General features: G+C 69.7%; 7 protein-coding genes and 3 pseudogenes. 3 read left to right on the forward strand and 7 right to left on the reverse strand.

The window, feature by feature from the left end:
• Positions 1-311 precede the first annotated feature (311 nt).
• On the reverse strand, positions 312-1289 hold the full coding sequence (locus OG390_RS44320; RefSeq protein WP_406175935.1) for a DUF3048 domain-containing protein: 978 nt from the start codon (positions 1287-1289) through the stop codon (positions 312-314).
• A gap of 166 nt (positions 1290-1455) precedes the next feature.
• Entirely contained in the window at positions 1456-2526 is a 1071-nt protein-coding gene (locus OG390_RS44325) for an ATP-dependent DNA ligase (protein ID WP_406175936.1), read from the reverse strand.
• Positions 2527-2600: 74 nt separating this feature from the next.
• On the opposite strand from OG390_RS44325, the gene ligD reads away from it, so the two are divergent.
• Entirely contained in the window at positions 2601-3617 is a 1017-nt protein-coding gene (gene ligD / locus OG390_RS44330; RefSeq protein ID WP_406175938.1) for a non-homologous end-joining DNA ligase, read from the forward strand.
• 201 nt (positions 3618-3818) lie between these two features.
• Here the strand turns inward: ligD and OG390_RS44335 are convergent.
• The 4 genes and pseudogenes from OG390_RS44335 to OG390_RS44350 all read right to left on the reverse strand — a co-directional run.
• Positions 3819-4109 (reverse strand): annotated as a pseudogene (locus OG390_RS44335) (HEAT repeat domain-containing protein); the annotation flags it as partial.
• Between the two features lie 124 nt (positions 4110-4233).
• Positions 4234-6444: pseudogene (locus OG390_RS44340) on the reverse strand (OmpL47-type beta-barrel domain-containing protein).
• Positions 6444-8151: pseudogene (locus tag OG390_RS44345) on the reverse strand (PQQ-dependent sugar dehydrogenase); the annotation flags it as partial. The pseudogenes OG390_RS44340 and OG390_RS44345, both read right to left, overlap by 1 nt.
• A 598-nt stretch (positions 8152-8749) precedes the next feature.
• Positions 8750-9658 (reverse strand): hypothetical protein, encoded by a 909-nt coding sequence (locus OG390_RS44350; protein WP_406175940.1) that lies wholly within the window; start codon positions 9656-9658, stop codon positions 8750-8752.
• A gap of 141 nt (positions 9659-9799) precedes the next feature.
• Between OG390_RS44350 and OG390_RS44355 the strand changes: the two genes are divergently transcribed.
• Positions 9800-10846: a LacI family DNA-binding transcriptional regulator gene (locus OG390_RS44355; protein WP_406175942.1), complete on the forward strand. Its 1047-nt coding sequence runs from the start codon at positions 9800-9802 to the stop codon at positions 10844-10846.
• Positions 10847-10849: 3 nt separating this feature from the next.
• Here the strand turns inward: OG390_RS44355 and OG390_RS44360 are convergent, their stop codons facing one another.
• Positions 10850-11515, reverse strand: coding sequence for a TetR/AcrR family transcriptional regulator (locus tag OG390_RS44360; RefSeq protein ID WP_406175943.1), 666 nt, complete (start codon positions 11513-11515; stop codon positions 10850-10852).
• A gap of 103 nt (positions 11516-11618) precedes the next feature.
• On the opposite strand from OG390_RS44360, the gene OG390_RS44365 reads away from it, so the two are divergent.
• Entirely contained in the window at positions 11619-12458 is an 840-nt protein-coding gene (locus tag OG390_RS44365; RefSeq protein WP_406175945.1) for a patatin-like phospholipase family protein, read from the forward strand.
• The last annotated feature ends 319 nt before the right edge of the window (positions 12459-12777 follow it).

The raw sequence follows: 12777 nt of genomic DNA on the forward strand, positions 1-12777 counted from the left end.
TCGCCGTCCGCCCGGCGGGCGGGAACGTGACGCAGCCCCTACGCCTCCAGGCGTTCGACCCTGTCGATGAGGAAGGCGTACGCCAGGAATCCGGCCACCGAGAGTGCGGCGACATAGACCAGACCGCCTGCCATCGAGTCCGTACGGTCGATGATCACGCCGATGGCGATCGGGCGAGCGCGCCGCCGCGCGCCAGGAGACGGAGGCGGCGATCGAGCGGCGCTTGGGACGCCGCTCCTAGCCCGCGTCCGGTCGATTTTTCCGGGGACGGTCACCTGGGGACGGTCATGCCCTCGCGCTTGCGGGGACGGTCACGCCTTCGCGAAGACCACCCACACCTGGCCCCGCGCGAAGTTCATCGGCGCACCGCCCGTCGTCGTGAACTCCGTGCCGTCCGTCGCGCTGGGGCGCGCCCAGTTCGCGTCGAAGACACGACCGTCGCGCAGCACCTTCGCCTTCCCCGAGCCCACCGTCTCCGTGTACGGCGTGTTGTTGCCCAGGACGTCGTGGAACTGGGAGGCGCGCACCTTCACGTACTGCACCACGACCGTGGCCGGGGCCACCGTCTTGCCGTCGGTCGTCACGGTGGGCGTCCCGTCCATGTTCACCAGCCAGCGCTGCCGGCTGCCGGACCAGGTGAAGGTGAAGCGGGCCGCCGGGAAGCGCACGGTGCGTGAGGTCTCCGGGCTGCCGCCGGTGGGCGCCTGGCCGAAGTGGAACCCGGCGGTGAGGGCGGCGCTGCCCGGCGCGGATCCCATCAGCCGCTGCGGACGCAGATAGAGATTGTGCGGCGCGGGTTTGTCCGTACCCCGGTAGTAGGCGCCGGAGACACTTTCCGGCGGTTGCGCGTGCAGCGGGGCCTTGTCGATCAGCGGCAGCAACTTGTGCTGCGCGCCCGAGAAGGCGAGCGTCGGCTCGTCGAACTGGCGCAACAGCTCCAGGTCCGACTCGCGGGCACTGCGCACGGGCCCGACAACCTTCGGGAACCGGCTCGCGTAGACCGCCATCAGCCGGCTGAGACCGCCCTCGACCTGCTCCGCGTACACGACGTCGGCCGCGTCCAGGCCCGTCTGCGGGCGGGCCGCGCGCACATTGTCGATCTTCACGGCGAGCACCGAACTGCTCGTCGCCGTGCCGTCGTTGCCTTCGGTGGGTCCCTGTGTCCGGCCGCGCCCGTCGTCGGTCGCGCCGCCCCCCACAGTGCAGCCCGTCAACAGGGAGCCCGTCACCGCGGCGGCCAGCAGCGCCGCTGTCATCGCGCCGCGCCGCATCCGCGCCAGCTGTCGCATGCCCACCGTGCGCCCCCGTCCTGTGCCATCGATTGTGCGCTTATAGGCTCATCGGTGGCCATACCCGTTCGATTCTGATTCCGTGCGCCGCCGAGTCGATCAGCCGGGCGCGTTGCTGCACGTGAACCTCTGGGGGTGGCGTGAAGGGCGGCCCGAAAGGCGGCGGTCAGTCCTGCGGTCCGAAGATCTCCGCGAGGTCGTACCCCACCGGTTCCTCCAACTGGCCGTACGTGCAGCTCTCAGCCGTGCGGTCGAGGCGCCACCGGCGGAAGCGGGCCGTGTGGCGGAACCGCACGCCGTTCTCCATGTGGTCGTACGCCACCTCGGCCACCCTCTCGGGCCGCACCGGCACCCAGGAGAGGTCCTTCTTCGACGACCATCTGCTGGGCGCGCCCGGCAACCGCGCCGTCTCGTGCGCCGCCTCGTCCGCCCAGGCCGCCCACGGGTGTTGCTCGACATCCTCCATCCGCAGCGGCTCCAACTCCTCCACCAGCTCCGCGCGCCGCTTCATCGGGAACGCGGCGCTCACGCCCACGTGCTGGAGGGTGCCCCGGTCGTCGTACAGACCCAGCAGCAACGAGCCGACGATCGGCCCGCTCTTGTGGAAGCGGTAACCGGCGACCACGACGTCCGCCGTCCGTTCATGCTTGATCTTGAACATGGCGCGCTCGTCCTGGAGATAGGGCAGCGTGAGCGGTTTGGCGATCACCCCGTCGAGACCCGCGCCCTCGTACTGCTCGAACCATCGCTGCGCCACCTCGCGGTCCGTGGTCGCCGGTGCCACATGGACCGGCGCCGTCACTCCGGACAGCGCCATCACCAGCAGCGCGCGCCGATCGCCCAGCGGGACGTCGAGCAGCGACTCGTCGGCGAGCGCCAGCAGGTCGAAGGCCACGAAGGAGGCGGGAGTCTTCTCGGCCAGCATCCGCACCCGCGAGTCCGCCGGGTGGATCCGCTCCGTGAGCGCGTCGAAGTCGAGCCGCCCTTCCCGCGCGATCACGATCTCGCCGTCCATCACACAACGCTCCGGCAGCCGCTCCCGCAGCGCTGCGACGAGCTCAGGAAAGTACCTGGTCAGCGGTTTCCCGGTGCGACTGCCGATCTCGACCTCGGCACCGTCGCGGAACACGATCGCCCGGAAACCGTCCCACTTCGCCTCATAGTGCATGTCAGGCGGGATCCTGGCCACGGACTTGGCGAGCATCGGCTTCACGGGTGGCATCACCGGCAGGTCCATGCTCCGATTCTGCGCGGTGACAGTGCCGCCCGCCCGGTGTGCGAGGTGTGCGCCTCGCGCCTACCGTGGCTCGCATGGGCGATGCGGTGGAATTCGAGGCAGCCGGGAGGACCGTACGTCTGTCCAGCCCGGGCAAGGTCTTCTTCCCGGAGCGCGGCTTCACGAAGCTGGACCTCGCCCAGTACTACCTCGCCGTCGGCGACGGAATCCTGCGCGCCCTGCGCAACCGCCCCACCACCCTGGAGCGCTACCCGGACGGGGTGACGGGCGAGTCCTTCTTCCAGAAGCGGGCCCCCAAGAACATGCCCGACTGGATCCCGACCGTCCACATCACCTTCCCCAGCGGCCGCAGCGCGGACGAGATGTGCCCGACCGAGCCCGCCGCCGTCCTGTGGGCCGCCCAGTTCGGCACACTCACCTTCCACCCGTGGCCGGTCCGCCGTGACGACGTCGACCGCCCCGACGAACTCCGGATCGACCTCGACCCACAGCCCGGCACGGACTACGCCGACGCGGTGCGCGCCGCTCACGAACTGCGCGAGGTGCTGCACGAGTACGGCGATCTGCGCGGCTGGCCCAAGACGTCCGGCGGCCGGGGCCTGCACGTCTTCGTGCCGATCCAGCCGCGCTGGACCTTCACGCAGGTACGCCGGGCCGCCATCGCCGTCGGGCGCGAACTCGAGCGCCGTATGCCCGACCAGGTCACCACCGCCTGGTGGAAGGAGGAAAGGGGCGAAAAGATCTTCGTGGACTACAACCAGACCGCGCGGGACCGCACCATCGCCTCCGCCTACTCGGTACGCCCCCGCCCGCACGCCCCCGTCTCCGCGCCCCTGCGCTGGGACGAGGTGGACGACGCCCAGCCCCGCGACTTCGACCTGGCGACCATGCCTCGGCGCTTCGCCGAACTCGGCGATGTGCACGCCGACATGGACGACCATGCCTTCTCCCTGGAAGCCCTGCTGGAACTCGCCAGCCGCGACGAGCACGACCACGGCCTGGGTGATCTGCCGTACCCGCCCGAGTACCCGAAGATGCCGGGCGAGCCGAAGCGGGTGCAGCCGAGCCGCGCCAAACACGAGGGCGGCTGACCACAAACGCGGCGGGCTCCTCGGGAGAGCCGCCCGTCCGAGCGCGGCCGGGCCCGGAGGCGGCCGTCAGGCGCCGAGTGCGGCCACGATCGTCCGGCAGTCCCTCAACAGCGCCTCGTCCGAGGCCACGTCGTAGCGCAGGTTCCCCGTTGAGTTGTCGTTGATGTGGCGGCGGACCGACGCCAACTCCTCATGCATGAGGGGGGCGGGCTCCTTCTCGCCCGCGATGCTGCGCAGCAGCCCGACGACGGCGCCCCGGTCGGCGACCGTCGGCGTCACGACCAGCTCGAAGAGGAACGGTATGCACGCCACCGTGCTGTCGTACACGTCGCCCTGGTGGTGCACCGCCCCGTACATCCCGTCCAGCGCGATGTCCCGCCGGGCCGGATCGTCCGAGGCAAGACCCCACAGCAGGTCGGGCACTTCCGTCGCGGAGTCGGTGCAGGCGTGCCCCATCGACGCCCAGTCGACCTCTTCGATCCCCGTGAACACACAGACCTCCCCGCCGTCAGTGGCGTACGGCGGCCACTGATCACAGCATGCCGCACGCCACTGACAACGGCTCGGACGAGACGGACGTCCCGCAACCCCTTACCGCTCCCTTCCTTCCAGCTCCTTACAACTCCTTGATCCGGATGTCCCGGTACGAGATCACGTCCGTCGTGCTGTGCACCTGGAGTCCGACGTAGCCGGAGGCGAACCGCCGTCCGTCCGTGCCCGGGTCGTCCGAGCGCGGCGGAGAAAAGTCCTGGCCGCCGGTGTTGTCGAACTCGTTGATCAGCACGCCGTTGCGGTACACCGAGTAGTGCTGGTCGACCACACGGATCTCGTAGTCGTTCCAGGTGCCCTTCTGCGCGACGCCGGCCCCGGCGAGCCCGACCCGGTCGAATCCGTAGATCGAGCCCGTCTTGTACATGTCGCCGTCAGGCCGGTCGAGCACCTGCACCTCGTGGCCGTACTTGATGGCGACCCACTCCGGCCGCGACTCCTCCGGGTGGTCGTGGACCCACGGGAACCGCACGAACACACCGGAGTTGGCGTTCCCGGTGCCGGGAGCGTCGTCACGCCACTGGAGCTTCAGCGAGAAGTCGCCGTACTTGCGCTCGGGGAACCACAGCATGCCGAGCCCGCCCTGCGTGGTGCCGGACGTGATCGACCCGTCGGTGTTCAGCCCGAACGAACCGCCACCCACGTGCTCCCATCGCGCGAAGGACGCCTGCGAGCCGTCGAAGATCTTGCGGTAGCCGTCGGTCTGGCCCGGCTTGCCGATGCCGGACTGCTTGGCCGCCTTGGTGATCCGGTTGTACTCGCGCTGGTCGATGACACCTTCCTTGAGGAGCCTGTCCAGGACGGTCCTGACGCGCTTGAGGAACAGCGCCTGGGAGGTCCACTCCTTCTCGTCCTCGATCAACTCATTGATGCGGCAACGGTTGTTGGTGACCCGGTTCGGTACACCCGAGTCGACCGTTCCCACGATCACGGTCAATCTCTCGTCGTATTCGGGGCAGTTGGGCGCGGGCACGCCGCCACCGGAGGCGACCGTGAAGCTCACGGTGCGCGGCTCCGATGTGTTGCCCGCCTTGTCGCTCGCCCGGTACATCACCGTGTGCGCGCCGACGCGGTCGACCAACACCGATGCGGAGTACGTCAGATAGGGGCCGCCGTCGAGTGAGTACTCGATCGCGGCGACTCCCGAACCACCCTCGTCCGTCGCGTTCACGGTCACCTTGGCACTGTTCACATATGCGCCGTCGGAGTTCTTCGTCCCGTCGACGCTCACCCCGGTCACCGGCGGTGTCGTGTCGGGAACGGGTGGCGCCACCACCGTGAAGTCGACGCTCTTCTCGGCGGCGGTGTTGCCCGCCTTGTCCGTCGCGCGGTAGCGCACCTGGTGGGCGCCGAGCGCGTGCACCATCACGGGAGCCGTGTACGGCTGCCAGCCGCCGGAGTCGACCGCGTACTCGATCGTGTTGACTCCGGAACCGGTGTCGGAGGCGGAGACGGTGACGGTCGCCATGTCGATGTACGCACCGTCGGGATTCCGCTCGCCGCTCACCGTCGCCGAGGTCTCGGGCGCGGTCGTGTCGTCCGTGGGCGGCGCGACCACCTGAAGTCGACGCTCCTCTCGGTGGCGGTGTTGCCCGCTTTGTCGATCGCGCGATAGCGGACCTTGTGGGCGCCGACCTGGTCGACCACGACGGGCGTGGTGTACGGCTGCCAGGCACCCGTGTCCTCGAGGGCGTACTCGATCCGGTCGACGCCGGAATCCGCGTCGCTCGCGGCGACCGTGATCGTCGCCGAACCGACGTACGCCCTGTGAGTTCCGCGCACCGCTGACCGAGGCCGACGTCTCGGGCGCCGTCGTGTCCGAGCCGCCGCCCTCCGTCACCACGAGGATGCCCTGCATCCGTTCATGGCCCGGCATCGTGCAGTAGAAGCGGTAGCGGCCGGGGGTGAGGGTGACTTCGGCCGTGTGCTTGCCGCCCTGGTCGTCGTTCGGGTTGGCCAGGATGTTCAGCGGGACGTCGTTGTTGTACTCCGGGTCGGAGACGTCGAACGTCAACGTGTGCGGCATTCCTGTGGTGTTGCCGGTCGCCGCGGTGTTCTCGAAGACGGTCGTCGTCGGGCCCGCGACCGCGGTCTGCGGCACCGAGGCGTACTGGGTGATGTCGTCCCCGGCGGTCCAGGTGAGCACCTGAGGGGCCGCGGTGTCGTTCGAGGATCCGGCGTACGGGGACTCGGTCCACCCGAACGCGGAGGTCGATGTCAGCCCCAGCACCATCAGCAGGGACGCCAGCAAAGCGGTCCACCAACGTCTTTGGGACATCACTCCACCCTCCTGGCCAGTTGAGCGGTGGTCGGCGTCGGGCCGCCACCCGTGTAAGTGACCTTCCACAGTGCCGACTTGGAGTCGGAGGTGAAGAAGCCGCGGCCGTAGTCCAGGACATACAGCGCGCCGTCCGGCCCGAACTTCCAGTCCATGAGGTTCTTGATGCCGTCGTTGCCGATGGGCACGTTCTTTTTCAGTGACTCGGAGTGGATCGGCAGGCCGCCGTCACCGGCCGTCTTCGGGTCGGTGAGGACGGCGTTGCGCGGCTGGTCGGAGTCGTAGAAGTCGCCGACGAACCACTTGCCGTCCCAATAGGAGGGCCACTTCGTGGCGTTGGGGACCGACGCGTCGTACCGGTAGACGGGCCCGTTCATCGCCGCCTGGCCACCGCCCTTCAGCCACGGCAGCAGATAGGTGGCCTCCTCCTGTTTGTACGACGGGATGCCGTTCGCGTCGCGTGGGTAGTCCGGGGCGCCGCCCTGGGGCGAGTACCAGATGTTGTTGCCGGTGACCGGCGGAAGATCGACGAGACCGTCGTTGTTCGGGGACTCGTTCTTGGGGTGATCGCAGTCGTACCAGCCGAGCGGCTTGGTCGGGTCGGGCAGATTGCGGTCCCGGTAGGGCTGCTTGTTGCCCATGCAGTACGGCCAACCCCGGTTGCTCGCCTTGGTGATGACGGCAAAGGTGTCGTACTTGGCAGGGCCCCATGTGGTCGACGGCGCGCTCGCGTCCGGGCCGACCCACCCGGCATACAGGGTGTCGGTCTTCTTGTCGACCGCGATCCGAGCCGGGTTCCTGACCCCCATCACATAGATCTCGCCGCGTGTCTTGCCGCCCCCCTCGGCGGTCTCCTTGCCGGTGAAGAGATTGCCTTCCGGCAGCGTGTACGTGCCGTCGGGCTCAGGGTGGATCCTCAGGATCTTGCCGTTGAGGTTGTTGGTGTTGCCCGCGGTGCGGCGCGTCCGCGAACGACACGCCCTTGTAGTTGGGTTCGGGGTTGTTGCCCGAGTAACCGTCGCTGAAGCGGCTGGAGTTGTTGTCACCGGTCGCGATGTAGAGATTGCCCTTGGAGTCCCAGGTCATTCCGCCGCCCGCGCGGCAGCAACTGTGGATCTGCACCGGCCACTTGAGGAGCACCTTCTCGCTGCTCAGGTCCAGCTTGTCGGTGGCGGGATCGAGTGTGAAGCGGGAGACGCGGCGCTCGGCCATCTGCGTGTCGCGGTTGATCTGCGCGTGGGGTGTGTAGTGCAGATACACCCAGCCGTTCTGCTCGAACTTCGGATCGATCTCGATGCCGAGCAGGCCCTCCTCGACCTTGATCAGCTCGTCGCCGCCGCCCTTGTTGCCGAACACGGTGAGCGCGCCGGCCAGGGTGACCTTGTTGGTCCTGGGGTCGTAGACGTGGATCTCGCCCTTGCCCTTGCCTACGTCCGGGTTGTTCCAGTCGGTGATCACGGGCTGGGAGGAGTCCGCGCCGCCGCGGCCGATGTAGAGTACCCGTCCGTCGGGTGCGGTCACCAGCCCGTGCGGCTCGCCGATCTGGTCGTTCTGGCCGGGTTGATTGGGCCGAGTCAGGCGCTCGGCCTTGTAGTTGGCGTTGATCGTCGCCTTGCAGTCGGCCTGCACCAGCCGGGTCGTCCAGAGCAGGGCGCCGCGCAGATGCGTACGGAAGTCGCTCTCGTCGTACGACGACGCCGTGCCGCCCGCCGCCGACGACATCTTCGCGCACGGACTTGAACCCTGGGCCGGCGCCTGGGACTCGGCGGTCGTCACTTTCTTCGACAACGGAAGCCAGACCCCCGTCTCCGCAGTGAACGCACTCGTCCGTCTTTGGCTGACCGTCGATCAGGACAGCACCCCGGCGGATCTCACCGCGGCCTTCGACGCCTGCCTGCCCAATTCGCTCCATGGGTTCGCCCCGTACGACCGGGAAACCAGGCGGCGCTTCCGGCTGGTGTTCCTGCGCCGGCTCGCCGCGGACTGGGAACGGCTCGACGACGCCTGGGTGGACAGGGCGATGCGCGCGATCGGCGAGGCCGGACAGCAGACCCAGGACGAAGGTGCTGAATTCCTTGAGATGGCTCGGGAGATCCTGCCCGATCAGCTCAAGGCTCGCTGGACGAGCGGGACTTGGCGTTTATGGAGCCTTGCTGCTTGTGATGGCTGCCGGGCGGCTTGGTTTGTCCTGTTTCCCGCCGGAGTGCTCGCGTGCATGGCGCTTGTTCTTCATGCCGGTTGGCCGGCCGGAGCCTGCGGTGCCGGGTTTCGGTGCTCTGGCCGCCGTCGGCGGCGGCCGGCTCGATCAGTGGGCCATCGGACGTTCGGGCTGGAGACTGATGTCCAGGACCTCCCAGCCCGTGAAGGGCTCTTCCTGCACGTAGATGCGCGGTCCGCGGCAGACGAGTCGGCGGCGCCCGAGGTGGGTGCCGTCGGGGCGGACGAGCAGACCCTCCGTGACCGCGGTGACCCCCGTGTCTGTCAACTCGCCGATGACGAGCCGGTCGTGGTCGTTCTCGTAGCCGCCGAAGAGGGCCACTCGACGGTCGTGGACCGCCAGTCCCTTTGCGCCTCGGACCTTGTTGACGCGGGATTTCACACCCTGGTCCGGGCGTATCTCCAGTACGGAGAAGTGGGTGTAGGCGCAGGCCCAGGCCGAGCGGCCGCTGACGTTGAGCGCGTAGCAGTCGCTGATCTCGCTCGCGCCGTCAACCGGGCGGTACGTCCACAAGGGCTCCCCGGTCTGGCTCCAACGTCGTAGCCCGGGCCAACTGAGCTCGTCGTCGCCGTACACGCCCTCGTCGAAGTAGCCCACCCACAGGTCGCCGGCTTCATCGGTCAGCAGGTGCTCGATTCCGTCCCCCACGCGAAACGTCCACGAGAGGCGTCCGAGGGCGTCGAAGACCTGGACGTGTTCCTCGTGCGCCCGGCTGCGTGGCTCCGCGACGACGAATCCGCCGTCCGGGAGGGCGTCGAAGCTGGGGAATGACGCCGCCACCGCGCTGAGATGTGTCTCGTACGGGCGGCCGTCCTCCACCGTGACGACCACGGCGTCGTACGGCTTCTCCCGGCGCGACTCGGGCGGACGCTCGGTCAGCAGCCAGTGCGCGCGCCCGAAGGCGTCGACCGTGCTGTGCACGACGTGCAGATCCCGGTAGGTGCGGGGGAGACGGGCGAACGCGGCCAGCCGGATCGTGGGGCGGTCAGGCGTCATGGGCCTTTCTCATGGTCATGCCGCGATCTTCGTCCGGCGGACTCGTCGGCGCAAGCCGATTTCGGTGATCCGGGAGCGCTCTCACGGAGTGCGCCGCGGCGCGGCTATCCTGATCCGCAACCGCCGAGGAGGTGCCCAGAGGTGACCGGGACAGCGTCGCGCCCCACGTTGGAGGCCGTGGCCGCGCGGGCCGGGGTCTCCCGGGCCACCGTGTCGCGTGTCGTGAACGGCGGCGACGGGGTGCGCGAGCCGCTTGCCGAGCGAGTGCGGCGGGCCGTCGAAGAGCTCGGCTACGTGCCGAACCAGGCCGCGCGCAGCCTCGTGACCCGGCGCCACGACGCGGTGGCCGTCGTGATCGCCGAACCGGAGACCAGGGTCTTCGCGGACCCCTTCTTCGCTCTTCAACTCCGGGGCATCAGCAAGGAGTTGACGGCGCACGACTCGCAACTCGTGCTGTTGCTCACGGAGGGCAGGGACGACCACGTACGCGTCGGCCGCTATCTCGCCGGTGGCCACGTCGACGGCGCGCTCGTCTTCTCGCTGCACCTCGACGACCCGCTGCCCTCACTGATCCACGGCGCGGGCGTTCCGACCGTGTTCGGCGGCCGGCCCGGCTGGGGCGACGGGCCCCGCAACGCGGTGCCCACGGTGTACGTCGACTGCGACAACCGGGGCGGCGCCCGCGACGCCGTACGTCACCTCGCCGGACTCGGCCGTACGCGCATCGCCCACATCACCGGTCCCCTCGACCAGACATCCGCGGTCGACCGGCTCGACGGGTTCCGGGATGTCATGGTCGACGTCGACCCCGCGCTCATCGCCGAGGGCGACTTCACGCCGGCGGGCGGCGAGCGTGCGATGCGGGAGCTGCTGGAACGCCGCCCCGACGTGGACGCCGTGTTCGCCGCGAACGATCTGTCGGCCGCGGGAGCCCTGCGCGTCCTGCGTGAGAAGGGACGACGGGTGCCCGACGACGTCGCCGTGATCGGCTTCGACGACATGCTGCCGGTCGCCGAGCAGACGGACCCGCCCTTGACGACGGTCCGTCAGGACATAGAGGAAATGGGTCGGTTGATGGCTCGGCTGCTGCTGCGCCGCCTCGACCGCGCGGCCGACGAGGACAGCCCGGTGGGCGCACCCTCCAGTGTGGTGTTGCCGACGACACTCGTACGCCGGGCCTCCGCCTAGGTTTCAGCGGTGCGGGCCCAAGTGCTCCAGGACATCACCGAGTTGGGCCGGGGTGAGCGACGGCTCGGGCAGCGGCGCGGCGGCCGGGGAGGCCCGCAGGCCGTCGAGGAGGAGTGCCAGGGCGCGGCGCCATGCGTCCGGGCCCGCAGTCGTCAGCGCCGGGACGGCGCGGGAGAGCGCGGCGAGGGCGAACAGGAGGTCCTCGGTGGTGAGATCACCGCGCACCGCGCCCTGTTCGCGGCCGCGGCGCAGGAGGACGTCCACCGTCTCCCGGTTGTGGGCGTGCACAGCCTCCAGCGTGGCGACGTTCTCCAGGCGCGTGGTCATCAGATCGATCGCACCTCGGTCGGCGGCCAGCCCCGTGAAGACCGCGTCCATGTAGTCCAGTAGGCCCCTCCAGGCGTCCTTCGTGGTCCGGGCCCGTTCCCCGGCCGCCATGGTCTTGGTCAGGGTGTCCCGGAAGACCTCGTCGACGAGAGCGGCCCGGCTCGGGAAGTGCCGGTACAGCGTGGCGTTTCCCACCCCGGCCCTGCGGGCGATCACGTCGAGCGGCGCGTCGAGCCCCTGCTCGGCGAACACCTCGCGCGCCGCCTCGACCAGAAGCTCGCGGTTGCGCACGGCGTCGCGCCGCCGGCGTACCGGATCCGGCCCATCCACGCCGACCGTCATGTCCTCACCTTTCAGCAGTACCGGGGACCACTCCCCGGTACTGATGTTATCGTCGAACCGGAAAATGGGGAGTGCTCCCCACTTGAGTGGGAGGGGTGGACCGATGGCGGACACGGCGCTGGTGCTGGGCGGCGGCGGGGCGGTCGGCGGGGCGTGGATGGCGGGGGTGCTGGCGGGACTTGCCGAGTCCGGTGTCGAGGTGTCCGGGGCCGACGTCGTCATCGGCACCTCCGCGGGCGCGATCTTCGGCTCCAGGCTCGCCTCCGGCGTCAGTACCGCCGAGCTGTACGAGGGTCAGCTCGCCGGAGCGGACCCGGTCGACTTGACCGTCACCCTGGGGCAGACGGCGCGCTTCCTGTGGGCGGCACTCGGCTCCCGGAACCCGAGACGTTCCGTCGAACGACTCGGCCGAGCCGCACTCGCCGCCCGTACCGGCCCTCAGTCGGAGGTCTTCGACACGGTCGGCACCCTGCTGGGCGACGTACGGCACTGGCCCGAGCGGGAGTTGCGGATCACCGCGGTCGACGCGCGGACCGGGACTCTCGAAGCGTTCGACCGGACATCCGGTGTCACCCTCCTCGAAGCGGTGGCGGCGAGTTGCGCGGTGCCCCTGGTCTGGCCTCCCGTCACGGCCGTGGGCCGTCGCTGGATGGACGGCGGCAGCCGCTCGACCAGCAACATTCAACTCGCGCGCGGCAACCGCCGCGTTGTCGTGATCTCACCGATTCCCAAAGCGGTCGGCCCGCACCCGAGTGCCCCGCGGCAGGCCGCCGAACTGGCGGGGGAAGGGGTCGGCATCAGCCTGCTGACCCCGGATCACGCCGCCCGCCGCGCGATGGGCCGCAACATGATCGACAATTCCCGCCGTCCGGCCGCCGCCCGGGCGGGCCACGCCCAGGCCGTTGCACTCGCGGAGTCCGTGGCCGAGGTCTGGTACGGCTGACGCCCGCATGGGCCCCTGAGGCTTGCCTCCGCGTGCGCGAAGCCGCATACGGAATCGGGGAGTTGGCGCAGGCGACGCGTCCTCGTAGCGGGGGCGGACGTGGGCCTCGTGACCTGGGCGTGCGTACACGCGGCCCGTGGTGGTGGCCCGCACATGGCCAGTGGCGGGGGCGTACGCGTGCCTCGTGGCGGGGCGTACGCACGCCCTTGTGGCGGGGCGGGGCGGGGCGGGGCGGGGCGCGTGGCGCGTGGCGCGTGGCCGTCCGGGACGGGCGCCGTCGGCGGAGCCGGACCACGTCGACACTGTGCCGTGCACCGGA

Origin of the sequence: Streptomyces sp. NBC_00996 (genome assembly GCF_045162675.1) — a bacterium.
In the GTDB taxonomy this organism is placed as follows: domain Bacteria; phylum Actinomycetota; class Actinomycetes; order Streptomycetales; family Streptomycetaceae; genus Streptomyces.

What these genes read in the sequence shown, in the direction of transcription:
- ligD (WP_406175938.1), top strand. Translation starts at nt 2,601, where the DNA reads ATGGGCGATGCGGTGGAATTCGAGGCAGCCGGGAGGACCGTACGTCTG.
- OG390_RS44320 (WP_406175935.1), bottom strand. Translation starts at nt 1,289, where the DNA reads ATGCGACAGCTGGCGCGGATGCGGCGCGGCGCGATGACAGCGGCGCTG.
- OG390_RS44350 (WP_406175940.1), bottom strand. Translation starts at nt 9,658, where the DNA reads ATGACGCCTGACCGCCCCACGATCCGGCTGGCCGCGTTCGCCCGTCTC.
- OG390_RS44325 (WP_406175936.1), bottom strand. Translation starts at nt 2,526, where the DNA reads ATGGACCTGCCGGTGATGCCACCCGTGAAGCCGATGCTCGCCAAGTCC.
- OG390_RS44360 (WP_406175943.1), bottom strand. Translation starts at nt 11,515, where the DNA reads ATGACGGTCGGCGTGGATGGGCCGGATCCGGTACGCCGGCGGCGCGAC.
- OG390_RS44365 (WP_406175945.1), top strand. Translation starts at nt 11,619, where the DNA reads ATGGCGGACACGGCGCTGGTGCTGGGCGGCGGCGGGGCGGTCGGCGGG.